The 24,201-nt window shown below is 71.7% G+C and carries 18 protein-coding genes; 7 read left to right on the plus strand and 11 right to left on the minus strand.

What is annotated here, in order from left to right:
- On the plus strand, window positions 1-1,212 hold the full coding sequence (locus IQ210_RS21445; protein ID WP_194080682.1) for a sulfate adenylyltransferase subunit 1: 1,212 nt from the start codon (window positions 1-3) through the stop codon (window positions 1,210-1,212).
- Between the two features lie 15 nt (window positions 1,213-1,227).
- On the opposite strand, the gene IQ210_RS21450 is transcribed toward IQ210_RS21445, so the two are convergent.
- A complete protein-coding gene (locus IQ210_RS21450; RefSeq protein ID WP_194080683.1) occupies window positions 1,228-3,585 on the minus strand; it encodes a bifunctional salicylyl-CoA 5-hydroxylase/oxidoreductase in 2,358 nt (785 codons plus the stop codon).
- Window positions 3,570-4,397, minus strand: a complete 828-nt coding sequence (locus IQ210_RS21455) for an enoyl-CoA hydratase family protein (RefSeq protein WP_194080684.1) — start codon at window positions 4,395-4,397, stop codon at window positions 3,570-3,572. The genes IQ210_RS21450 and IQ210_RS21455 overlap by 16 nt, the downstream gene beginning before the upstream one ends.
- A gap of 306 nt (window positions 4,398-4,703) precedes the next feature.
- On the opposite strand from IQ210_RS21455, the gene IQ210_RS21460 reads away from it, so the two are divergent.
- Window positions 4,704-5,156: an ATP-binding protein gene (locus IQ210_RS21460; RefSeq protein ID WP_194080685.1), complete on the plus strand. Its 453-nt coding sequence runs from the start codon at window positions 4,704-4,706 to the stop codon at window positions 5,154-5,156.
- A 3-nt stretch (window positions 5,157-5,159) separates the two neighbouring features.
- Here the strand turns inward: IQ210_RS21460 and argF are convergent, their stop codons facing one another.
- Both argF and IQ210_RS21470 read right to left on the minus strand, forming a co-directional pair.
- Window positions 5,160-6,173: an ornithine carbamoyltransferase gene (gene argF, locus IQ210_RS21465; RefSeq protein ID WP_194080686.1), complete on the minus strand. Its 1,014-nt coding sequence runs from the start codon at window positions 6,171-6,173 to the stop codon at window positions 5,160-5,162.
- Window positions 6,174-6,255: 82 nt separating this feature from the next.
- Complete coding sequence (locus IQ210_RS21470; RefSeq protein WP_194080687.1) at window positions 6,256-7,479, minus strand: arginine deiminase; 1,224 nt, start codon at window positions 7,477-7,479, stop codon at window positions 6,256-6,258.
- A 119-nt stretch (window positions 7,480-7,598) separates the two neighbouring features.
- On the opposite strand from IQ210_RS21470, the gene IQ210_RS21475 reads away from it, so the two are divergent.
- On the plus strand, window positions 7,599-8,738 hold the full coding sequence (locus tag IQ210_RS21475) for an SPFH domain-containing protein (RefSeq protein WP_194080688.1): 1,140 nt from the start codon (window positions 7,599-7,601) through the stop codon (window positions 8,736-8,738).
- Window positions 8,735-9,625: an NAD(+)/NADH kinase gene (locus IQ210_RS21480; protein ID WP_194080689.1), complete on the plus strand. Its 891-nt coding sequence runs from the start codon at window positions 8,735-8,737 to the stop codon at window positions 9,623-9,625. The genes IQ210_RS21475 and IQ210_RS21480 overlap by 4 nt, the downstream gene beginning before the upstream one ends.
- A gap of 63 nt (window positions 9,626-9,688) precedes the next feature.
- Here IQ210_RS21480 and IQ210_RS21485 read toward each other — a convergent pair whose 3' ends face one another.
- Entirely contained in the window at window positions 9,689-12,232 is a 2,544-nt protein-coding gene (locus tag IQ210_RS21485; RefSeq protein WP_194080690.1) for a polynucleotide kinase-phosphatase, read from the minus strand.
- A complete protein-coding gene (locus tag IQ210_RS21490; RefSeq protein ID WP_194080691.1) occupies window positions 12,229-13,692 on the minus strand; it encodes a 3' terminal RNA ribose 2'-O-methyltransferase Hen1 in 1,464 nt (487 codons plus the stop codon). Before IQ210_RS21490 ends, IQ210_RS21485 begins: the two co-directional genes overlap by 4 nt.
- Window positions 13,693-13,786: 94 nt before the next feature.
- Between IQ210_RS21490 and IQ210_RS21495 the strand changes: the two genes are divergently transcribed.
- Window positions 13,787-14,599 (plus strand): SAM-dependent methyltransferase, encoded by an 813-nt coding sequence (locus IQ210_RS21495; protein ID WP_322656402.1) that lies wholly within the window; start codon window positions 13,787-13,789, stop codon window positions 14,597-14,599.
- 48 nt (window positions 14,600-14,647) lie between these two features.
- Here the strand turns inward: IQ210_RS21495 and IQ210_RS21500 are convergent, their stop codons facing one another.
- On the minus strand, window positions 14,648-15,571 hold the full coding sequence (locus IQ210_RS21500) for an LLM class F420-dependent oxidoreductase (RefSeq protein WP_194080692.1): 924 nt from the start codon (window positions 15,569-15,571) through the stop codon (window positions 14,648-14,650).
- 236 nt (window positions 15,572-15,807) lie between these two features.
- On the opposite strand from IQ210_RS21500, the gene IQ210_RS21505 reads away from it, so the two are divergent.
- Complete coding sequence (locus IQ210_RS21505) at window positions 15,808-15,972, plus strand: hypothetical protein (RefSeq protein WP_194080693.1); 165 nt, start codon at window positions 15,808-15,810, stop codon at window positions 15,970-15,972.
- A gap of 930 nt (window positions 15,973-16,902) precedes the next feature.
- Here IQ210_RS21505 and IQ210_RS21510 read toward each other — a convergent pair.
- From IQ210_RS21510 to IQ210_RS21525, 4 genes are all read right to left on the minus strand, one after another.
- Complete coding sequence (locus IQ210_RS21510; RefSeq protein WP_194080694.1) at window positions 16,903-17,373, minus strand: DUF6099 family protein; 471 nt, start codon at window positions 17,371-17,373, stop codon at window positions 16,903-16,905.
- Between the two features lie 231 nt (window positions 17,374-17,604).
- Window positions 17,605-17,931: a nucleotide pyrophosphohydrolase gene (locus IQ210_RS21515; protein WP_079310049.1), complete on the minus strand. Its 327-nt coding sequence runs from the start codon at window positions 17,929-17,931 to the stop codon at window positions 17,605-17,607.
- Window positions 17,928-19,169 (minus strand): AAA family ATPase, encoded by a 1,242-nt coding sequence (locus IQ210_RS21520; RefSeq protein ID WP_194080695.1) that lies wholly within the window; start codon window positions 19,167-19,169, stop codon window positions 17,928-17,930. The genes IQ210_RS21515 and IQ210_RS21520 overlap by 4 nt, the downstream gene beginning before the upstream one ends.
- 354 nt (window positions 19,170-19,523) lie before the next feature.
- Window positions 19,524-19,913: a cell division protein SepF gene (locus IQ210_RS21525; RefSeq protein ID WP_194080696.1), complete on the minus strand. Its 390-nt coding sequence runs from the start codon at window positions 19,911-19,913 to the stop codon at window positions 19,524-19,526.
- A 230-nt stretch (window positions 19,914-20,143) separates the two neighbouring features.
- Here IQ210_RS21525 and IQ210_RS21530 point away from each other — a divergent pair, with 230 nt between their 5' ends.
- Window positions 20,144-24,172 (plus strand): bifunctional nitrate reductase/sulfite reductase flavoprotein subunit alpha, encoded by a 4,029-nt coding sequence (locus IQ210_RS21530; protein WP_322656404.1) that lies wholly within the window; start codon window positions 20,144-20,146, stop codon window positions 24,170-24,172.
- The last annotated feature ends 29 nt before the right edge of the window (window positions 24,173-24,201 follow it).

Consider the following 24,201-nt stretch of genomic DNA (forward strand, 5'->3'; position numbering starts at 1 on the left):
ATGACCGTCAACACGACCGTTGACACGCTTCGGTTCGCCACCGCGGGCTCCGTCGACGACGGCAAGTCCACCCTCGTGGGCCGCCTGTTGCACGACTCCAAGTCGGTGCTCGCCGACCAGTTGGAGGCCGTCGAGCGCGCGTCCGCGTCGCGCGGCCAGGAGGGCCCCGACCTCGCGCTCCTCACGGACGGCCTGCGCGCCGAGCGCGAGCAGGGCATCACGATCGACGTGGCGTACCGCTACTTCGCCACCGCCAAGCGCCGGTTCATCCTCGCCGACACCCCCGGCCATGTGCAGTACACCCGCAACATGGTCACCGGCGCCTCAACCGCCGAGCTGACGATCATCCTCGTCGACGCCCGCAACGGCGTGGTCGAGCAGACGCGTCGCCATGCCGCGATCGCCGCCCTGCTCCGCGTCCCGCACGTCGTCCTGGCCGTCAACAAGATGGACCTCGTCGGGTACGAGGAGAAGGAGTTCCAGCGGATCGTCGAGGACTTCGCCGGTGACGCGGCCGAGTTGGGGCTGCCGTCCTTCACACCGATCCCGGTCTCCGCGCTCGTCGGCGACAACGTGGTGGACCGCTCGACGAGCATGGACTGGTACGAGGGCCCGGCGCTGCTGGAGTTCCTGGAGAACGTGCCGGTCGGCGTCGAGGCCACGGACGCGCCCGCCCGCTTCCCCGTCCAGTACGTCATCCGGGACGGCGAAGTCCGCCACTACGCGGGCCAGTTGGTGTCCGGTGCGCTGCGGGTCGGCGACCGGGTCACCGTCCATCCGTCCGGCGAGACCTCCGAGATCACCGGCATCGACGTGCTCGGTACCCCGGCGGAGGTGGCGTACGCCCCGCAGTCCATCGGGGTGCGCCTCGCAGACCAACGGGACGTCTCGCGTGGCGACATGATCACGGCCGGGGTCGATGTGCCGGCGCTCACCCGGGACGTCCGGGCGGCCGTCTGCCATCTGGCCGACCGTCCGCTGCGGGTCGGCGACCGCGTCCTGGTGCGGCACACCACGCGGACCGTCAAGGCGATCGTCCAGGAGCTGGGCGGGGCAGCCGAGTTGGGCGCGAACGACCTGGGCCGCGTGGTGCTGCGCACGGCCGAGCCGCTCGCCCTGGACGACTACGCGGTCTCCCGACGCACCGGCGCGTTCATCCTGATCGACCCGGCGGACGGGGCGACGCTGACGGCGGGAATGGTCGAGCTCTAGCTTTCAAAGGTGCCCTCAAGTCCCCAGTGTCAGCCGGGGCTTGGGGGCGTCCGTGCGTCCGGTCTGCGGGCGGCGACTGCCCGCCCGGTACGGGTCCGGCCAGACGACGCCGGGTCCGTCGTACCCCTGCTCGGCGGCGGCGTGCAGCGTCCAGTGCGGGTCGTAGAGGTGGGGGCGGGCGAGGGCGCACAGGTCCGTACGTCCGGCCAGGATCAGGGAGTTGACGTCGTCCCAGGAGGAGATCGCGCCGACCGCGATCACCGGGATGCCGGTCTCGTGGCGGATACGGTCGGCGAAGGGCGTCTGGTACGACCGCCCGAACTCCGGCCGCTCCTCGGAGACGACCTGCCCGGTCGACACGTCGATCGCGTCGGCGCCGTGCGCGGCGAAGGCGCGGGCGATCTCGACGGCGTCCTCGGCCGTCGTCCCGCCCTCGGCCCAGTCGGTGGCGGAGATGCGGACGGTCATGGGCCGTTCGTCGGGCCATACGCCCCTGATGGCGTCGAAGACTTCGAGGGGGAAGCGCAGGCGCTTGGCGAGCGTGCCGCCGTAGGCGTCGGTGCGCTGGTTGGTGAGCGGGGAGAGGAAGCCGGAGAGCAGGTAGCCGTGCGCGCAGTGGAGTTCGAGGAGGTCGAAGCCCGCGCGGGCGGCCCGCCAGGCGGCGGCCGTGAACTGCTCGCGCAGGTCGGTGAGTTGGGCGCGGGTGAGTTCGCGCGGCGTCTGGTTGGCGGGTTTGTACGGGAGCGCCGACGCGGCCACGAGAGGCCAGTTGCCGTCGGGCAGTGGTTCGTCCATGCCCTCCCACATCAGCTTGGTCGAGCCCTTGCGGCCGGAGTGGCCGAGCTGCACGCCGATCGCGGTGCCCGGCGACTGGGTGTGCACGAAGTCGGTGATCCGCTTCCAGCCCTCGGCCTGCTTGCCGTTGTAGAGGCCAGTGCAGCCGGGGGTGATGCGCCCCTCCTCGCTCACGCACACCATCTCGGTCATCACCAGGCCCGCGCCGCCGAGCGCCCGTGCGCCCAGGTGGACGAGGTGGAAGTCGCCGGGGAGACCGTCGGTGGCGGAGTACATGTCCATGGGTGAGACCACGACCCGGTTGCGCAGGGTCAGCCCGCGCAGCCGGAACGGCGTGAACATCGGGGGCGTGCCGGGCGGGCAGCCGAACTCTCGCTCCACCGCGCCCGTGAAGTGGGCGTCGCGAAGGCGCAGGTTGTCGTGGGTGACGCGGCGGCTGCGGGTGAGGAGGTTGAACGCGAACTGGCGTGGCGGCTGGTCGAGATAGCGGCCCAGGTCCTCGAACCACTCCAGGCTGGCGCGGGCTGCGCGCTGCGTGGAGGCGACGACGGGTTTGCGTTCGTCTTCGTAGGCCTGGAGTGCCGTGGGCAGGTCCGGTTGCTCCTCCAGACAGGCGGCGAGGGCGAGGGCGTCCTCGACGGCGAGTTTGGTGCCGGAGCCGATGGAGAAGTGCGCGGTGTGGGCGGCGTCGCCGAGCAGCACGGTGTTGCCGTGGGACCAGTGCGCGTTGACGACCGTACGGAAGGTGGTCCAGGCCGAGTTGTTGGAGCGCAGCGGCCTGCCGCCGAGGGCGTCCGTGAAGATCTTGGCGCAGCGGTCGAGGGAACCCTGGGTGTCGAGTTCCGCGAAACCGGCCGCCCGCCAGACCTCTTCGCGCATCTCGACGATCACGGTGGAGGCGTCGGGCGCGTACGGATAGCCGTGCAGTTGCATCACGCCGTGTTCGGTCTCGGCGATCTCGAAGCGGAAGGCCTCGAAGGCGAAGTCGGCGGCGAGCCAGATGTAGCGGCAGCGGTGGGTGGTGATCTGGGGGCGGAAGGTTTGCCGGTGCGCCTCGCGGGTGCTGCTGTTGACTCCGTCGGCGGCGATGACGAGGTCGTGGGTCTCGGCGAGGTCGGGCGGGGCCTCGGTGCGGAAGCGGAGGTCGACGCCGAGGTCGTGGCAGCGGGCGTGGAGGATCTCCAGGAGGCGTTTGCGGCCTAGGGCTGCGAAGCCGTGTCCTCCGGAGGTGTGGCGGGTTCCTCGGTGGACGATGTCGATGTCGTCCCAGCGGATGAAGTGCTGTTGGAGGGCCTCGTAGACCACTGGGTCGGCGTGTTCTATGCCGCCCAGGGTTTCGTCGGAGAGGACCACTCCGAAGCCGAAGGTGTCGTCGGGGGCGTTGCGTTCCCAGACGGTGACTTCGCGGGCGGGGTCGCGGCGTTTGAGCAACGCTGCTGCGTAGAGCCCGCCGGGGCCGCCGCCGATGATCGCGATTCGTGGGGGGTGGCTGGGCGTTGTCGGCGGCTGCGGGTCCGTCGTGGCTTGTCGCGCAGTTCCCCGCGCCCCTAGCGGCACCGCAGTCACCGGCCTTGCCATTTCGGGGTCCGCTTCTCCTTGAATGCCTTGTGGAACTCCGCGTAATCCTCGCCGTTCATCAGCAACGCCTGTGTGGATGCGTCCAGCTCCACACTCGCCGCCAACGGCATGTCCAGTTCCGCCGTGAGCAGGGCCTTTGTCTGGGCGTAGGCCAGGGCGGGGCCGTCGGCCAGGCGGCGGGCCAGGGTCTGGGCTGCCTCGTCCGCTCGGCCCTCGTCGGTGAGTTCGCTGATCAGGCCGATGCGTTCCGCCTCCGGTGCGCGGACCGGGTCGCCCAGCATCAGCAGGCGGGTCGCGTGGCCGAGGCCGACCACTCTGGGCAGCAGGTAGGCCGCGCCCATGTCGCCGCCGGACAGGCCCACCCGCGTGAACAGGAAGGCGAACCGGGCGGTCGGGTCGGCCACCCGGAAGTCCGCGGCGAGGGCGAGGACCGCCCCCGCGCCGGCCGCCACGCCGTGGACCGCCGCGATCACCGGGAACGGGCACTCCCGTACGGCCCGCACGACCTGCCCTGTCATCCGGTTGAAGTCGAGGAGCTGGGCCGTGTCCATCGACAGGGTCGCGCCGATGATCTCGTCGACGTCGCCGCCGGAGCAGAAGCCACGTCCCTCACCGGCCAGGACGAGGGCTCGCACCGAGCGCTCCCGCGACAGTTCGGCGAGGAGGTCGCGCAGGTCGGCGTAGGCGCCGAAGGTGAGCGCGTTGAGTTTGTCGGGGCGGGCGAGGGTGACGGTGCCGACGCCCTCGGTCAGGTCCACCCGCAGATGCTCCCAGCGGGCGGTTCGGGCGGCGGAGCCGGTGAAGGGACTCATGCGTGCGGCCTCCCCAGGTGAGGTGCGCTCTACCCGCGCTCTACGCGCTCTGCCCTTCGAAGCTATCACTCATCTTTGACTGTCGTCACGAGGCCGCGATAACACCGTCCGGATGTGACCCGGCCCCGTCACATCCGTCACGGCTCGTCGACAGAGCGGCAACGACGGGAGCAGCCGTGCGAGGCGGGGCGTTGTCGCGGGTAAGCCGCCCGGTAGCGGGGCCGAAGGTCCCGCACGGTGCCCGTCGGAGGCCTCTGCCGGGCGGCGCCGTACCATTCATAAGGTTGAAAGCAGGACAGCCTGCTCATGAACGGAACCGCCTTGCAAGAACGCCCCTCAGCCTCCGCCTCCTGGCGTATCGCGCTGCCGCACTCCGCCGCGGCGGTGCCCGTGGCGCGTGCGCTGGTGCGGACGGCGCTCGCCGATCTCGAGCACGGGGCCGACTGTGACACCGCTGAGCTGCTGACGGCCGAGCTGGTCGCGAACGCCGTCGAGCACACCGCCGGGGACTCGCCGATAGAGCTGGTCGTGGAGCTGCTGCCGCATGGCTGCCAGGTCGAGGTCCATGACCCGGACCCGGCGCCGCCCGGCGATCTCACCCGCCCGCACGGCGGGGAGCCCGACCCCTGGCAGGAGCACGGACGCGGGCTGCTGCTGATCCGCGCCCTCAGCTCGTCCTGCGGGCACCGCCCCACCGAGTCCGGCAAGGCGGTGTGGTTCAGGCTGCCGGTGGTCCCGCCGCAGCGGCGTCCGGCGTGACCGTCAGCCCAGCGTCGCGACCAGTACGGCCTTGATGGTGTGCAGCCGGTTCTCCGCCTCGTCGAAGACGACCGAGTGGGCGGACTCGAAGACCTCGTCGGTCACCTCGAGGGAGTCGAGGCCGTGCGAGTCGTATATGTCCTGGCCCACCTTCGTGCCCAGGTCGTGGAAGGCCGGCAGGCAGTGCAGGAACTTCACGTCCGGGTTGCCGGTGGCGCGCAGCACGTCCATGGTCACCGCGTACGGCTTCAGCGCGGCGATCCGGTCGTCCCAGACCTCCTTGGGCTCGCCCATGGAGACCCAGACGTCGGTGGCGACGAAGTCGGCGCCGCGCACGCCCTCCTCGACGGACTCGGTCAGCGTGATCGCGGCCCCGCTGTCCACGGCGAGCTGCCGCGCCCGCTCGATGACGTCCTGGTCGGGCCAGTAGGACTTCGGGGCGACGATCCGCACGTCCATGCCGAGCAGGGCGCCGGTGATCAGGTAGGAGTTGCCCATGTTGAAGCGGGCGTCGCCGAGGTAGGCGAAGACGAACCCGTCGTCGACCAGGTCCTTGCTGGTGTGCTCGGTCATCGTCAGCACGTCGGCGAGCATCTGGGTGGGGTGCCAGTCGTCGGTGAGACCGTTGAAGACGGGGACGCCGGCGTACGCGGCGAGTTCCTCGACCTTCTGCTGGCTGTCCCCGCGGTACTCGATGCCGTCGTACATCCGGCCGAGCACACGCGCGGTGTCCCGTACGGACTCCTTGTGGCCGATCTGCGAGCCCGACGGGTCGAGGTACGTCGTCGAGGCGCCCTGGTCGGCGGCGGCGACCTCGAACGCGCAGCGGGTGCGCGTCGAGGTCTTCTCGAAGATCAGCGCGATGTTCTTGCCCTGGAGGTACCGCGTCTCGGTCCCGGCCTTCTTCGCGGCCTTCAGCTCCGCGGCCAGCGCGACCAGCCCGAGGAACTCCTCGTCGGTGAAGTCGAGCTCCTTGAGGAAGTGACGCCCGGCGAGGGCAGTGGGGACAGTCGCCATGGGGGCGCTCCAGAGATACGGGGGACACGAACTCCTGGAAGTCTATACGACGCCCAGCATTTATATACAGACCCTTGTACGACTATACGGCCGACCGTTCGACCGGACAGCTCATGCAGCGCGGCCCGCCCCTCCCCCGCCCCAGCTCGCTGCCCGGGATCTCGATGACCTCGATGCCCTGCTTGCGGAGGTGGGTGTTGGTGGTGGAGTTCCGCTCGTAGGCGACCACCACGCCCGGTTCGACGGCCAGCACGTTGCAGCCGTCGTCCCACTGCTCGCGCTCGGCGGCGTGGACGTCCTGCGTCGCGGTCAGCACCCGGATCTCGTTGAGACCCAGCGCGGCGGCGATCGCGCGGTGCATGTGCTCCGGCGGATGGTCGGTGACCTTCAACTCCTTGTCGCCGACGCCCGGTTCGATGGTGTACGAGCGGAGCATGCCGAGCCCGGCGTACTGGGTGAAGGTGTCGCCGTCGACCATCGTCATCACGGTGTCGAGGTGCATGAAGGCACGCCGCTTCGGCATGTCGAGGGCGACGATCGTCTGCGCCGAGCCGGCCGCGAACAGCTTGTGCGCGAGCATCTCGACGGCCTGCGGGGTGGTGCGCTCGCTCATGCCGATGAGGACGGCGCCGTTGCCGATGACCAGGACGTCCCCGCCCTCGATGGTCGACGGGTAGTCGGCCTGGCCCTCGCTCCAGATGCGGAACGTCTCGTCGCGGAAGAGCGGGTGGTGCCGGTAGATCGCCTCGAAGTGGACCGTCTCGCGCTGCCGGGCGGGCCAGCGCATGGCGTTGACGGAGACGCCGTCGTAGATCCAGGCGGAGGTGTCGCGGGTGAAGAGGTGGTTGGGCAGGGGGGCGAGGAGGAAGTCGTCGAGGTCCATGACATGGAAGCGGACGGAGACCGGTTCCTCGTGCGCGTCGAGGAACTCCCGCTTGGTCATGCCGCCGACCAGCGCCTCGGCCAGCTCGGGCGCGGGCAGCGTCTCGAAGGCGGCGCGGAGGTGGTCGGTGGCGAGGACGCCGTACTCCTTCTCGTCGAAGACCCGGTCCAGGACGAGGGTGCGGGCCGCCGGGATCGCCAGGGCCTCGGTGAGCAGGTCGCCGAACAGGTGGACGGTGACCCCGCGGTCGCGGAGCACGTCCGCGAACCCGTCGTGCTCGGCGCGCGCCCGGCGCACCCACAGCACGTCGTCGAAGAGGAGGGCGTCCTTGTTGCTGGGGGTGAGCCTTTTGAGCTCGAGATCCGGCCGGTGCAGGATGACGCGGCGCAGCCGCCCGGCCTCGGAGTCGACATGGAATCCCATGACTCCATCCTGACCACCGGCGACCGGATTCACCCCCTGCTTGACCACTTCCCTTTCTCGTCCTCTTGACGATAAACGCGCCCCACGGTTATCGTCTTCCAGACGACAAGGGGGCTCTCGTGGCCGACATCACCCGGCGCCTGGGCTGGCGCCATCTCCGTGGCGCACCGACCGCGCACATCCGGCACCACCGCGGCGGAAAGCTGCTGCACGACGGGCCCGGGCTGAGCTTCTGGTTCCGCGCGCTGACCGCCGCGCTCTCCGAAGTCCCGGTCGACGACCGCGAGTTGGCGATGACCTTCCATGCCCGTACGTCCGACTTCCAGGACGTGACGGTGCAGTCGACGGTGACCTACCGGATCAGCGACCCGGCCCTCGCCGCCGCCCGCCTGGACTTCTCGGTCGACCCGGACACGGGCGCGTGGCGCGGCACCCCGCTGGAACAGCTCGGCACCCTGCTCACCGAGACCGCTCAGCAGCACGCCCTTGACGTCCTCGCCCGTACGTCGTTGTCGGCGGCGCTGGTGGACGGGGTGACGGCGGTACGGGAACGGGTCGCGGCGGGGCTCGCGGCGGAACCGCGGCTGCCGGCCACCGGCATCGAGGTGGTCGCGGTCCGGGTCGTGGCCCTGCGTCCGGAGCCGGAGGTGGAGCGGGCCCTGCGCACCCCCGCCCGTGAGCAGATCCAGCAGGAGGCCGACCGGGCGACGTACGAACGGCGGGCGGTGGCGGTCGAGCGGGAGCGGACGATCGCCGAGAACGAACTGGCCAGCCAGATCGAACTCGCCCGGCGCGAGGAGCAGTTGGTCGAGCAGCGCGGCACGAACGCCCGCCGCGAGGCCGAGGAACACGCGGCGGCGGACGCGGTACGGGCCGGGGCGGAGGCGGCCCGCTCGGTGAAGCTGGCGGAGGCGGAGGCCGCGCGGTCGGTGAAGCTCGCGGAGGCGGAGGCCGAGCGGTCGGTGAAGCTGGTCGAGGCGGAAGCGACACGGTCGCTCAAGCTCGCGGAGGCCGAGGCGGCGCGGTCGGTGCAGTTGGCTCGCGCCGAGGCCGAAGGGGTGCGTGAGGTGGGCGCGGCGCGGGCCCAGGCTCAGGAGGCGTGGCTGCGGGTGCACGCCGACGTAGACGTGGCGACCCTGCACGCCCTCACCGGCACCCGGCTCGCGGAGAACCTGCCGCACATCGACAGCGTCACCATCTCGCCGGACGTCCTGACCGGCCTGCTCGCCCGGCTCGGCGCCCCGAGGGACCCGGCGTGAGCCTCGCCCCGAGGGTCGTCCTGGTCCACCGCACCACGGAGTACGAGGAGTTGGTGGCCCACCACGGCACCCACGGCCAGGCCGCGTTCTTCCTCTCCTCCCGCGGCCGGGACATCGAGGAACTGGCGGACCGCCACCGCCGTACCCGCGCCGCGCTGGCGGAGGTGACGGCGGCGATCCCACTGACCTGGCGTCAGAGTCGGGTAGAGCGGGCCGACTTGGACCGTTTCCTGTTCGCGCCGGAGGACGTGGTGGTCGTGGTCGGCCAGGACGGGCTGGTCGCGAACGTCGCCAAGTACCTCGCCGGACAGCCGGTGTTGGGCGTGGACACCGACCCCGGCCGCAACCCAGGCGTGCTGGTCCGGCACCGGCCGTCGGCGGTGGCGGGGCTGCTGCCGGTCGTGGACCGGGAGGTCGACGAGCTGACGATGGTGGAGGCCGTGGCCGACGACACCCAGCGGCTGCTCGCCCTCAACGAGATCTATCTCGGCGCCGCCGGTCACCAGACCGCCCGCTACCGCCTGGGCCTCGACGGCGACGGGGGTGCCGTCGAGGCCCAGGCCTCGTCCGGGGTGCTGGTGGGCACGGGGACGGGCGCGACCGGCTGGCTGCGGTCGGTGTGGCGGGAGCGGGGCGCGGAGCTGCGGCTGCCGGGCCCCGCGGAGGAACGCCTGCTGTGGTTCGTACGCGAGGCATGGCCCTCGCCCGCCACCGGTACGTCCCTGGTGGCGGGCGAGTTGACGGCCTCCGCCCGGCTCCGGCTCACGGTAGAGTCCGAGCGGCTCGTCGCCTTCGGGGACGGCATGGAGGGCGACGCGCTGGAGCTGACGTGGGGGCAGTCGGTGCGGGTGGGGGTGTGCCGGGAGCGGCTGCGGCTGGTGGGGTGACCGGGCCCCGAGAGGCCCGGTCCCGTCACAGCCGTGGGGCGGGCCCGGCGCCGCCCCGCCCCGTCACAGCCGTGGGTCCACCGGCTCCGATTCCAGCGCCAGCACCCCGAAGACCGCCTCGTGCACCCGCCACAGCGGCTCGCCCTCGGCCAGCCGGTCCAGCGCCTCCAGACCGAGCGCGTACTCGCGGATCGCGAGCGAGCGCTTGTGGTTCAGGAAGCGTCCGCGCAGGCGGGCGAGGTTCTCCGGCCGGGTGTACTCCGGGCCGTAGATGATCCGCAGGTACTCACGGCCCCGGCACTTGATGCCGGGCTGCACCAGCCGCCCCTCCCCGCTGCGCACCACGGCACCCAGCGGCTTGACCACCATGCCCTCGCCGCCGCGGCCGGTCATCTCCAGCCACCAGTCGACGCCCGCCTGGACCGACTCGGGGTCGGCGGTGTCGACGTACAGGCGTCGGGTGGTCTGGAGCAGACCGGTGCCGTCGTGCTCCACCAGCCGGTCCAGCAGGGCCAGTTGCTCGTCGTGCGGGAGCCCGGTGAGGCTGCGGCCCTGGACGGCGAGGATCTGGAACGGCGCCAGGCGGACGCCGTCCAGGCCGTCCGTGGTCCAGCAGTAGCGGCGGTACGCCTCCGTGAACGCGGCCGCGTCCGAGGCCCTGGCACGCTGCCGGTCCAGCAGCTCGCCGACCTCGACGCCCCGCGCCGCCGCGCCCTCCAGTGCGGCGACGACACCCGGGAACACCGCCCCGGACGCGGCGCCGACAGCGGCGTACTGCGAACGCAGCAGCCCCGACGCCTTCAGCGACCACGGCATCAGCTCGGCGTCCAACAGCAGCCAGTCGGTGTCGAGTTCGGCCCACAGCCCGGCCTCGTCGACCGCCGCGCGCACCCGCCCGAGGATCTCCTCGGTGACCGCCTCGTCGTCAAAGAACGGCCGGCCGGTGCGGGTGTAGAGCGAGCCGGTCTGCCCGTCCACACCGAAGCGCTTGCGCGCCGCCTCCGCGTCCCGGCACACCAGCGCCACCGCCCGCGAGCCCATGTGCTTCTCCTCGCACACGACCCGCGCGACCCCGTCCTCGGCGTACTGCTTGAACGCCTCGGCCGGGTGCTCCAGGTAGCCGTCGATGTGACTGGTCGCCGTCGGCGCCATGGTCGGCGGGAGGTACGGCAGCAGCCGCGGGTCCACCGCGAACCGGCTCATGACCTCCAGCGCTGCCGCCGCGTTCTCCTCACGGATGGCGACGCGGCCCTGGTGCCGGGTCTCGACGACCCGCCGTCCCTGCACGTCCGCCAGGTCCAGCGGCCGCCCGTCGTGACCACCGGGTGCCTCCGACTTCAGCGGCTTGGTCGGCTCGTACCAGACCTGCTCCGCCGGTACGTCGACCAGCTCGCGTTCCGGCCAGCGCAGCGCGGTGAGCTTGCCGCCGAACACGGCACCGGTGTCCAGGCAGATGGTGTTGTTCAACCAGCTGGCCTCCGGGACCGGGGTGTGACCGTAGACAACGGCCGCCCGGCCTCGGTAGTCCTCCGCCCACGGGTAGCGCACCGGCAGGCCGAACTCGTCGGTCTCGCCGGTGGTGTCGCCGTACAGCGCGTGCGAGCGGACCCGGCCGGAGGTGCGGCCGTGGTACTTCTCCGGCAGACCGGCGTGGCAGACCACCAGCCGGCCGCCGTCGAGGACGTAGTGGCTGACGAGCCCGTCGATGAACTCCCGTACCTCGGCACGGAACTCGTCCGACTCGGTCTCCATCTGCCCGATGGTCTCGGCGAGGCCGTGGGTGTGCTGGACGTTGCGGCCCTTGAGGTAACGGCCGTACTTGTTCTCGTGGTTGCCCGGCACGCACAGGGCGTTGCCCGACTTCACCATCGACATCACGCGGCGCAGCACCCCAGGGCTGTCCGGGCCGCGGTCGACGAGGTCTCCGACGAAGACCGCGGTACGGCCCTCCGGGTGGACGCCGTCGGAGTAGCCCAACTTGCCGAGCAGGGACTCCAGTTCGCTCGCACAGCCGTGGATGTCGCCGATGATGTCGAAGGGGCCGGTGAGGTGGGTCAGGTCGTTGAACCGCTTCTCGGTGACGACGGTGGCGTTCTCGGCCTCCTCGACGCCCCGCAGGACGTGTACCTTGCGGAAGCCCTCCCGCTCCAAGTGCCGTAGCGACCGCCGGAGTTCGCGGATGTGCCGCTTGATGACCCGGACCGGCATGTCGGCGCGGTCGGTGCGGCCCGCGTTGCGCTCGGCGCACACCTCCTCCGGGACGTCCAGCACGATGGCGATGGGCAGCACGTCGTGCTGCTTGGCCAGGTCGATCAGCTGCTTGCGGGCGTCCGACTGCACGCTGGTGGCGTCCACGACCGTGCGCCGCCCGGCGGCGAGCCGCTTGCCGGCGATGTAGTGGAGCACGTCGAAGGCGTCCTTCGTCGCGCTCTGGTCGTTCTCGTCGTCGGAGACCAGGCCGCGGCAGAAGTCCGAGGAGATCACCTCGGTGGGCTTGAAGTGCCTGCGGGCGAAGGTCGACTTGCCGGAACCGGAGGCGCCGACGAGGACGACGAGGGAGAGGTCGGTGACGGGCAGGACCCGTCCCTGGGTCTGGGTCTCGGTCATGCGGCCTTCGCCTCCTTCTCCTTGCGTACGGTGAACACAGCCATCTGGGTGGGCGGCCCCACCTCGGGGTCGTCGGGCCCCACCGGCACGAACTCCACGTCGTACCCGTGCCGTTCGGCCACCGCCCCGGCCCACGCCCGGAACTCGTCACGCGTCCACTCGAAGCGGTGGTCGCCGTGCCGGACATGGCCGGCCGGGAGGGACTCCCAGCGGACGTTGTACTCCACGTTCGGGGTCGTCACGAGGACGGTCCGCGGGCAGGCGGCGCCGAACACCGCGTACTCCAGGGCGGGCAGCCGCGGCAGGTCGAGGTGCTCGATGACCTCGCTGAGCACGGCGGCGTCGTACCCCTTGAGCCGCTTGTCGGTGTAGGCCAGCGAACCCTGGACGAGCTTGACGCGCGAGGCCTGCCGCTCCCCCATGCGGTCCAGCTTCAGCCGCCGGGAGGCGATGGTGAGCGCGCGCATCGACACGTCGACGCCCACGATCTCCGTGAAGCGCACGTCCTTGAGCAGCGCCTGCACCAACTGCCCCTGTCCACACCCGAGATCGAGCACGCGCGCGGCACCGGACGCCTGGAGCGCGGCGATGATCGCGTCCCGCCGCTGCACGGCGAGCGGGGTCGGCCTCGCCTCCTCCTCGGTCTCGGCCTCGACGGCGTTGTCGATCTCCTCGACCTCGCTGTCGTCGGTCTCGGCGAGGCGCACCAGCTCGAGTCGCTCCATGGCCTGGCGGGTCAGCGACCAACGCCGGGAGAGATAGCGGCTGGTGATGAGCTTCTGCTCCGGGTGCTCGGGCAGCCAGCCCGCACCGGCGCGCAGCAGCTTGTCGACCTCGTCGTCGGAGACCCAGTAGTGCTTGGCGTCGTCCAGGACCGGGAGCAGGACGTACAGATGCCTCAGTGCCTCCGCGAGGGTCAGCGTGCTGGACTCCAGTTCGAGCCGCACGTACCGCGAGTCGCCCCACTCGGGGAACTGCGTGTCCAGCGCGACGGGTTCGACGACGACCGTCCAGCCGAGCGGCTCGAACAGCTGGCGTACGAGCCCCGGACCGCCCCTGGCCGGCAGCGCGGGCACCTCGATGCGCAGCGGCAGCGGCCGCGCGGCCCGCTCGGGGCGGGCGTTGCACACCCCGCGCATGGCGCTGGAGAAGACGGCGCTGAGCGCCACGGCGAGCAGCGAAGAGGCCGCGTACGGACGGTCGTTGACGTACTGCGCGAGCGCCGCGTCGGGAGCCCCGCCGCGCCCCTTGCCCTTCCCCTTCCGCACCAGCGCCACGGCATCGACCTCCAGCATCAGCGCCGCCGTGCACCGCTCGGGGCTCGCCTCGGGGTAGAGGACATGGGCCTTGCCGTAGGACGTGGAGAACGCCTGCGCCTTCCCGGGATGCTTGTGGAGCAGGTAGCCGAGGTCGGTGGCGGGGCGTTCCGGGGTGCCGGTGGTGGTGATCGAAAGGAACACGGGCGTGCCTCAAGTAGGGTCTGAACTGCTGATATGCACACCGTACAGACCGGACATCGGCAGCACTCGGGAATTATTCGCCTGGAGGCCCCACGTGACAGAGACCGGATCGGGCACGGACCGCTTAGAACCTCCCCTGGACACGAGCAAGCCGCACTCGGCGCGGATGTACGACTACTTCCTCGGCGGGAAGGACAACTACCCCGTCGACGTGGCCGCCGCCGAGCAGGTGACGGCCCTCTTCCCCGCGGTGAGCGCGATGGCGCGGACGAATCGCGCGTTCATGCACCGCGCGTCCCGGTTGCTGGCCGAGCGCGGGGTCCGTCAGTTCCTCGACATCGGCACCGGCATCCCGACCCGGCCGAACCTCCACCAGATCGTGCAGGGGATCGCCCCCGAGGCGCGGGTGGTGTACGCGGACAACGACCCGATCGTCCTCCGGCACGCGGAGGCGCTGCTGCACAGCACGCCGGAGGGGCGGACGGCGTACGTCCAGGGCGATGTGCGGGAACCGGGGAAGATCCTCGCGGCGGCCCGCGAGACCCTCGACTTCACGCGGCCGATCGCGCTGTCCCTGGTGGCGCTGCTGCACTTGGTGGCGGACGAGGACGAGCCCGCCCGGATCGTGCGGGAGCTGCTGGCACAGCTGCCGTCCGGCAGTTATGTGACCCTCTCCCACGCGACGGGCGACTTCGATCCGGAGACCTGGGAGCGTGTGGTGGAGGTGTACCGCAAGGGCGGCACCGCGGCCCAGGTGCGCTCCCGCACGGAGTTCTCGGCCTTCTTCACCGGCCTCCAACTGCTCGACCCCGGCGTGGTGTTGGCGGCCGAGTGGCATCCCGAGCTCGGCGAACGGCAGGGTGGTACGGAGATTCCGCTGTACGTGGGGATCGCCCGCAAGCCGTGACGGGACCGTCCGGTGGATGAGGTGTTCCACCGGACGGTCGTACGACGCTCAACCCAGCTGCGACTGCACCTGCGAGGAGATGAGCTCCAGGTGCTCCAGGTCGTCGAGGTCGAGGAGCTGGAGGTACAGGCGCTGCGAGCCGATCTCCTGGTACCGGCCGATCTTGTCGACGACCTCGGCAGGCGAGCCGGCCAGGCCGTTGGCCTTCAGCTCGGGCACCTCGCGGCCGATCGCGGCGGCGCGGCGGGCGACCTCCTGGTCGTCCTTGCCGACGCAGACGACGAGGGCGTTGGAGTAGACGAGGTCGTCGGCCCCGCGGCCGGCCTCCTCGGCGGCGGCGCGGACCCGGCCGAACTGGCGCTCGCTGTCCTCGATCGAGGCGAACGGCATGTTGAACTCGTCGGCGTACTTCGCGGCGAGCCGCGGGGTGCGGGTCGGGCCGTGGCCGCCGACGAGGACCGGGATCTTCTCCTGGGCGGGCTTGGGAAGGGCGGGCGAGTCGGTCAGGTCGTAGTACGTGCCGTGGAAGTCGAAGGTGTCGCCGAGCTTGGTCTCCCACAGGCCGGTGACGATGGCCAGCTGCTCCTCCAGGCGGCCGAACTTCTCCTTCGGGAACGGGATGCCGTACGCCTGGTGCTCCTCCTCGAACCAGCCCGCGCCGAGGCCGAGTTCGACGCGGCCGCCGGACATCTGGTCGACCTGCGCGACCTGGATGGCGAGCACGCCGGGCAGCCGGAAGGTGCCGGCGGTCATCAGGGTGCCGAGGCGGATGCGCTTGGTCTCACGGGCGAGTCCGGCGAGGGTGATCCAGGCGTCGGTGGGACCGGGAAACCCGTCGGCGGACCCCATCTTCAGATAATGATCGCTACGGAAGAAGGCATCGAAGCCAAGATCCTCCGTAGCCTTGGCAACGGTGAGAAGGGTGTCGTAGGTCGCCCCCTGCTGGGGCTCGGTGAAAACGCGAAGATCCATACCTCCATCCTGCACGCCACGGTCCCGGTCAACCCCACCGGTCCCACCGGCCCCACTCCGCCCCGGTCGGGTGAAATCCGTCAACGCGGTGCACGGGGGCCGCGCGGGCCAGTGACCCGGCGGAGGTGATGATCGTTGCTCGACCGGAGCCGGACCGACCGGCGCCCGCGCCGGCCGGTCAGCGCCGGGCGTCAAGGTGTCGGCCTCCCGTGGGGGCCTGGGCCGAGGAGGCCGTCATGTCCGAAGAATCCGTCCCGCAGCAAGCTGGCGAAGCCGACCGGCCGAAGGGCTTGCTGCAGCAGATGGAGGAGCTGATGGCGGCCCTCAACGCAGACCTCTCCGCCCTGGACGCGGACCTCCAGTCGACGGGCCGGGGGGCGGAGGAGACCGAGGCGAAGTAGGGGGCTGGGGCGGAGGCGGGGTAGCGGGGGTCTGGGGCCGCGGCGAGGGCTGGGCCCGAGGCAGGGCAGCGGGGCGCCGGGCCCGGGGCGGGGTAACGGGGCGCCGGGCCCGAGGCAGGGTAAGGGGGGCGTGGGCCGCGGCGCGGTGGCAGGGGCCCGGGCCGTGGCGCGGGAGCGGGCCCAGGCCCGAGGCGCGGGAGGGGGGGCCGAGGCGCGATGGCGGAGGCTCAGGGCCGTGGCGCGGGAGCGGGGCCGAAGCGCGGACAGCGGAGGCTCAGGCGCGGTAGCGGGAGCTAAGGCCGTGGCACGGTAGCGAGTTCCTGAGGCCGCGGCGCGGTAGCGAGCGTCTGGGGCCGCGGCGCGGTGGTAGGGCGGGAGCCCCAGGGGCCGAGGCCAAGCTGCGGGCCGGGGCGAAGCCCAGGGGCGGAGGCCTGGCCGTGGACCGGGCCCGCCGAGCCCAAGGGCCGGGCCCGAGGCGCGCCAGCAAGGGCCGAGGTCAAGCAGCGGACCGGGGGCCAAGCCCAAGGGCCGAAGCCGAGCAGCGGACCGGTGAGATCGCGGTCGGCGAAGCGGCGCGGAGCGCGGTCGGCGAAACATCGCGGAGCCGCGCGGTCATCGCAACCCCGAGCCCCTTGATCCCGCCGCACCTCGGAGTCCCGCCACTCCACCCGCCTGGCACGACCGTCGGCCGCCCGCTCCTCCCGCCCCCTGCACGTCCCGCCCCCAGCACCTCCCCACCCCTGCGCCTCCGAACCCCTGCGCCTCCGAACCCCTGCACCTCGCGGCGCCTACACCTCCCGGCCCCCGACACATCGCGTGACCGCCAAGCCCCCGTAGCGCCCCGACACGTCACCCAACCGCCAAGCCCCCGCAGCACCCCCGGCACGTCCCCCGACCGTCAAGCCCCCGCAGCACCCCCTCCCCGCCCCCTCACCCCGCCTCCCGCTCAGGCAGCGCCTGATCGCCCTCCGCCAGTTTGCGCAGCATGTCTCGCACCCGGTCTCGGGATTCGTCGGCCGCGTCGATCGCCTCCATGCACTGCCAGTACGTGCCCTCGTCGTCCGCCGCGCAGGCGAGGCCCACCAGGGCTATGCCCACCTCGCCGAGGAGGCCGCCGAGGTAGACGAGGGCCTGGCGGGCGTCGCCCAGTTCGGTGAGCTGGGCGGCGCGGAGGTCGGCGGTCTCGAGGTCGGGGCGGTCCAGGACCCCGCAACCCCGGCCCGCCAGCTCCGTCAACCCGAGGGCCTCGCCCCGCAGTTGGGGCGGTCCGAAGACCGCGAGTCTGCTTCCTATCGCCTGCGCCAGAGCCTGCGCCTGCCAGACCTCCGTCAGGATCTGCGGCGCGTCTCCGCTTCCCGCGAGGGCACGCCTGCTCGTCACGATGAGCCGCACCGCGTCCATGCCCTGCCCCCGTCCGTCCCGACGCGCCTCGGCGCCCGTCCGCCCGAACTCCCTTGTCCACTACCCAGCGTGAAGGCGGTCGAGACGAAAAGCCAGAGGAAGGCGGAAATCTGCGGACAACGAATCGATTTCGGGCCGGAATTTGACTGCGGAGAGTGAAAACGGACCGAGTGGCTCCCCCGACGCCGCCCTCATGCACGTTCATGCATCCTCACGCCCGCTCCCGCACCCTCACGGCGCCGGAAACCTCCGCTCGTTCCGGTCGATCTTCGCGTCCAGCGCCGCCAGCGGATCGATCCCCAGCACCTCGCACAACTGCAGCAGATACGCGAGGACATCGGCGACCTCGTCCGTGACCCGGTGCGCGGTGTCGGCGTCGTCCATGACCCGCGCCGACTCCTCCGGCGTCAACCACTGGAAGATCTCCACCAGTTCGGAGGCCTCCACGCTGAGCGCGGCGACGAGGTTCTTGGGGGTGTGGTACGGCTGCCAGTTCCGCGCGGCCGCGAACTCGGCCAACCTGCGTTGCAGCCCCGCCACATCGAGATGCTCTGTCACGGCTCAAGGTGTACCACCGTGACCCCGTCCGTCCCCGCGGCCCAGCTCGCGTCGGCCGTCGTCCCCAGCAACCGGATGTGCCCCCGTTCGCACATCCGGGCCGCCAGCCCCAGCAGTTCGGCCCGCTGCCGTGGGTCCAGCCGCCGGTCGACGTCGTCGGCGAGGACCGTCAGCGCCTGCATCGCCGCGGGCACCTCACCGGCCGGGTCGACCTCCAGCACCCCGGGCCCGGTGAACAGCACCAGGGCGAGGGCGAGATACCTCAACTCCCCGTCGCCCAGCCGCCCGAGCGCCGTACGCACCCCGTCGCCGCGGTCGAGCACCGCCCGCACCGTGCCGTCACGCAGCGGCTCGGCCAGCACGTCCGCCACCGGCCCCGCGCACCCGGAGCGTACGGCGGCGACGAACTGCGCATGCCGCCGGCCGCACTCCGTGCGCGTGCGCCCCAGCACGTCGGCGAGGTTGTCGCAGCCGCCGAGGAGTCGACCGAAGCCGACCGGGACGGGCAGCCGCATCCGGTCGGGGCGCGGATCGCAGGCGAACACCGACCGCAGGGCGACCACCATCTGTTCGGCGGCGGCGAGCACCCGCCGCTGCCCGTCGGTCTTGCCCGCGACACGTAACGGGAGCAGCGCGGTGCCGAGCCGGTCGTCGGGCAGCGGGGCCCGGGTCACCGGCGTGGCACCGGCGGTGTGCCAGGCGGCCTGCACGGCACGGCGTGAGGGGTCGCGCAGGGCTGTCTCCAACAGGACGAGGCCGCCGGACGTCAGCCGCTCGCCGACGATCCGCAGGTCGGGCTCGGCCTGGACGGCGACGTCGAGCCGTACCGGACCCTCGGGACCGTCCGCCGTACAGCCGATCCGGAAGCCGCGCCGCCGCTGGGCGTCGGGCCGGGCCCGCTCCGGCACACAGGCCCGCGGGTCGGCGAAGACCTCGCCCAGCTCGGCCCCGCCGCCCAGCCGGGCCAGCGCCTCGTACGCCCGCAGCGCGCTCGTCTTGCCGCTGCCGCTGGGCCCGGCGAACAGAGTGAGCGGCCCGAGCGGGAAACCGGCGCCGCGGTGGTTCGCGAACGCCGACAGCCGCAGCTCGGTGAGGTGAGGGCGGAGGGAGCGGTGGTCACCGGACGCCGGGAACGCCGAGGAGGTTTCCGCGTTCCGCGCCCGTCCCTGCGACGGCACCACGGAATCGGCGGACACCACCGGCACGGAACACGCTGAGAACGCTGAGGGCACGGCCATATCCGGACCGTAGGACTCCGGCACGGGCCGAACCGTTCCTCCGGGCAAGCCTTCCTACGATCGAGGGACCACAGCGCCCCGAAGAGCCCCGCTCACACCTCCGTGACCCGGGCGCCCCGGGAAGCGCCGTTCACACCCTCCGTGGCCCATGCGCCTCGGAAAGCCCCGCTCACACCCCCGTGGTCCGGTAGCCCCGGAGAGCCCTGCTCACCACCTCCGTGGACCGGCCGCCCCGGAGAACCCCGCTCACGCCCCCGTGGCATGGCCAGGTAGCTCCGGAGTGTCCCTCTCACCCGGCGAAGCCCTCGCATCCCAGGGCACACCCGCGTAGCCCCCGCACCCCGGAACGCCCGCTCACACCCCCGAAGCCCCCGCCCCCTCCATCAACCCGCTCACCTCGGTGCCGGGCGGTGTCAGCAGGAACACGTTGCGGTCGACCCGGTGCATCCCGCTGGACAGTCCGAAGACGACGCCCGTGCTGAAGTCGAGGACCCGCTTGGCGACCTCGCCCTCCGCGCCGGTCAGGTCCAGCAGTACCGGAATGCCCGCCATGAGCGTCTCGGCGACCTCGCGGGCGTCCCCGAACACGTTGACGCGGAGGACCACGAACCGGCGGCGCGGTTCCGTGGGCGCCTCCGGCATGGCCCGGTGGCCCACCGCGGACGGCCAGGCGTCCCGGCCCCGCAACGGAACGACCTGGGCGAGCCCTTCCCACTGTTCATCGGTGACGTCGTGGCTGTTCACCGGCTCCCCCCGAAATCGCTCGCCTTCATTGCCTGCACCGGCCAATTCTTACGCCAAGTCACCCGTTCGGCCCAACAGCGACACGGACCGCCACCGTCACACCCCCTCACATCGGGCCACGGACCGCTGTGTGGCCGACGTAACTCCTCATGATCAAGCCATGTGACATCGGCGTAATGGGCGATTCGTACGCTCTCGGGCATGAGCAGTCCGCCGAGGAAGGGCAGCGTGTGACCCCCACCACCCCCACGTCACAGGTGCGCTCGGTCTGCTCCTACTGCGGGGTGGGCTGCGGGATCGTGCTGGACATCGGGATGGGTCCGGATGGCCGCCGTACCGTCCTGAAGGCCACCGGCGACAAGGCGCACCCGGCGAACGCGGGGCGGCTGTGCACCAAGGGCGCCACCACGGCCGAGATGCTCGCCGCGCCGGGCCGGCTGACCACCGCGCTGGTCAGGGACGAGCGGGGCGAGGAGCCGGTGCCCGCCCCGATGGCGGACGCGGTCTCCGAGACGGCGCGCAGGCTCCGGCAGATCATCGACACGCACGGCCCGGACGCCGTCGCCTTCTACGTGTCCGGGCAGATGAGCCTGGAGGCCCAGTACCTGGCGAACAAGCTCGCCAAGGGGTTCGTGCGGACGAACCAGATCGAGTCGAACTCCCGGCTGTGCATGGCGAGCGCCGGGGCCGGTTACAAGCTGTCGCTGGGCGCCGACGGGCCGCCGGGGTCGTACGAGGACTTCGACCGGGCCGATGTCTTCCTCGTCATCGGCTCGAACACGGCCGACTGCCACCCGATCCTCTTCCTGCGGATGATGGAGCGGGTCAAGGCGGGCGCCAAGCTGATCGTCGTCGACCCGCGGCGTACGGCGACCGCGGCGAAGGCCGATCTGTTCCTCCAGGTCAAGCCGGGCACCGATCTCGCCCTCCTCAACGGCCTGCTGCACCTGCTCCTCGCCGAGGGCCACACCGACCCCGACTTCATCGCCGCGCACACCGAGGGCTGGGAGGAGATGCCCGAGTTCCTCGCCGACTACGCGCCCGCGACCGTCGCGGAGATCACGGGCCTGGCCGAGGACGACCTGCGCACCGCCGCCCGGCTGATTGGCTCGGCCAGTGAGTGGATGAGCCTGTGGACCATGGGCCTCAACCAGTCCACGCACGGCACCTGGAACACCAACGCCCTGGTCAACCTGCACCTCGCCACCGGCGCCATCTGCCGCCCCGGCTCCGGCCCGTTCTCCCTCACCGGCCAGCCGAACGCGATGGGCGGCCGCGAGATGGGCTACATGGGCCCCGGCCTCCCCGGCCAGCGGTCCGTGCTCGTCGACTCCGAACGCGAGTTCATCGAGGACCTCTGGGAGCTGCCGCCGGGCACCGTCCGCAAGGACGGCGTCGGCAAGGGCACGATCGAGATGTTCCAGAAGATGGCCGACGGCGAGATCAAGGCCTGCTGGATCATCTGCACCAACCCGGTCGCGTCGGTCGCCAACCGCCGTACCGTCATCGAGGGCCTGGAGGCCGCCGAGTTCGTCGTCGCGCAGGACGTGTTCACCGACACGGAGACCAACGCGTACGCCGACGTCGTCCTGCCCGGCGCGATGTGGACCGAGGGCGAGGGCGTCTTCGTCAACAGCGAGCGCAACCTCACCCTCACCGCCCCCGTCGCCGACCCGCCCGGCGAGGCGATGGCGGACTGGCGGATCATCGCGGCCGTCGCCCGCGAGATGGGGTACGAGAAGGGCTTCTCGTACGACAGCGCCGAGGACGTCTTCGAGGAGATCCGCCGCGCCTGGAACCCCGTCACGGGCTGGGACCTGCGCGGGGTGACGTACGAGCGGCTGCGCTCGACCCCCGTGCAGTGGCCGGCCGCCGCCGAGGACGGTCCCGCCCGCAACCCGATCCGGTACGTCGAGAAAGGCGAGCTCCGCTTCCCGACGCCGACCGGCCGTGCCGTCTTCCACGCCCGCCCGCATCTCCCGCCCGCCGAGCTGCCGGACGACGACTTCCCCTTCGTCCTCAACACCGGTCGGGTGCAGCACCAGTGGCACACGCTGACCAAGACCGGCAAGGTCGCCAAGCTCAACAAGCTGAACCCCGGGCCGTTCGTGGAACTGCACCCCGAAGACGCGCGGGCCCTCGGCATCGCCGACGGCGACGGGGTGGAGGTGGCCTCGCGGCGCGGCCGGGCGGTGCTGCCCGCGGTGGTCACCGACCGGGTCCGGCCCGGGTGCGTGTTCGCGCCGTTCCACTGGAACGACCTGTTCGGCGAGTATCTGAGCGTCAACGCGGTGACCAGCGACGCCGTCGACCCGATCTCCTTCCAGCCCGAGTTCAAGGTGTGCGCGGTGTCGCTGGCGAAGGTCCACGAGCCGGCGCCCGCGGCCGTGGCCGCTCCGGATGTGATCGTCCCGACCTCCGTCACGCCCGGCACCGACCCCTTCGGCCTGGCCCCCGCCCCGCCGCCCGTCCTCAGCGCGCAGGAGCGCCTCTACCTCACCGGCTTCCTCGCGGGCATCGACTCCGGCGCCCCCGGCGTCCCCGTCCTCCCGCCGGACGCGCCCTTCAGCCCGGACCACGCGCTGTGGGTGAACGGCGTCCTCGCCGGCATGTACTCACGCTCGACGACGGCACCCCAGGAGCAGCGTCCCGGCCGGGAGATCGTCGTGCTGTGGGCCTCACAGACCGGCAACGCCGAGGACTTCGCCGGCGCGGTCGCCGACCGGCTCTCGGCGAGCGGCCACCGCGCCACCCTCGTCGGCATGGCCGACACCGACCCCGGCACCCTGCCGAAGGGCGCCGACCTGCTGCTCGTCACCAGCACCTTCGGCGACGGCGACGCCCCCGACAACGGCTCCGGCTTCTGGGAGTCGCTGGCCGCCGAGCAGGCCCCGCGCCTGGACGGCGTCCGGTACTCGGTGCTGGCCTTCGGCGACTCGTCGTACGACGACTTCTGCGGCCACGGCCGCCGCCTGGACGCCCGGCTCAACGAACTGGGCGCGGTCCGCCTAGCCCCGCGCACGGACTGCGAACCGGACTACGAGCCGACCGCGGACGCCTGGCTGGACCAGGTGCTGTCCGCGCTGAGCACCACCGAGGCACCGCAACAGGCGCCCCCGAAACCGAAGGCACGCACGGCCAAGCCCGCCCCCACCACGGCTCGTCTCGTCGGCAACCGGCTGCTGAGCCTGCCCGGCGCGAGCAAGGAGGTGCGGCGGTTCACCTTCGACACGAGCGGCACGCCCCTGACGTACGAGGCGGGCGACGCGCTCGGCGTCCGCCCGGTCAACTCCCCCGCCCTGGTGGAGGAATGGCTGGCGGTGACCGGCGTGGACGGATCAACACCCGTATCGATGGCCGGAGTCGACGAGGCAGTTCCGTTCGCCGAGGCCCTGCGCCGCCACCTGGACATCACCCGCATCACCCCCGACTTCCTCCGCTTCGTAGCCGAACACACCCGTGACGACCGTGAGTTGCGCCGTCTGCTACGCCCGGACAACAAGGACGGTCTGGCGCAGTGGAGTTGGGGTCGCCAGATGGTCGACGTCCTCGCCGAGCACCCGGTCCGGGCCGGCGCGGCGGACTGGACGACCGTCCTGAAGAAACTCCAACCCCGCCTGTACTCCATATCGTCGAGCCCGCTGGCCGACCCGCACCTGGTCTCCCTGACCGTCTCCGTGGTCCGGTACGAGAACCTGCACGGCACGCCGCGCGGCGGGGTCTGCTCCCCGTTCCTCGCGGACGCGGCCCCCGACACCGAGGTGCCGGTCTTCGTGCAGTCCTCCCCGCACTTCCGCCCGCCCGCCGACGCGACCACACCCATGATCATGATCGGCCCCGGCACCGGGGTCGCCCCCTTCGTGGGCTTCCTCCAGGAGCGCCGAGCACTCGGCCACCGCGCCCCCAACTGGCTGTTCTTCGGCGAACAGCACCGCGCCAGCGACTTCTACTACGAGCAAGAGCTGACCGAACTCCTGGCCGAGGGCACCCTGGCCCGCCTCGACACCGCCTTCTCCCGCGACCAGCGCCAGAAGGTCTACGTCCAGGACCGGATGCGCGAACACGGCCCCGAGCTGTGGCGCTGGCTCCAGGACGGCGCCCACTTCTACGTCTGCGGCGACGCCTCCCGCATGGCCAAGGACGTGGACCGGGCCCTGAGGGACATCGCGGTCACACACGGCGGCCTGACCGAGGACGAGGCGACGGCGTACGTGAAGCAGCTGGCCACGGCCAAGCGATATGTACGGGATGTCTACTGACCGCACTTTTTACCGGTCTCACACCGGAC

Origin of the sequence: Streptomyces justiciae, from assembly GCF_015163075.1 — a bacterium.
In the GTDB taxonomy this organism is placed as follows: domain Bacteria; phylum Actinomycetota; class Actinomycetes; order Streptomycetales; family Streptomycetaceae; genus Streptomyces; species Streptomyces justiciae.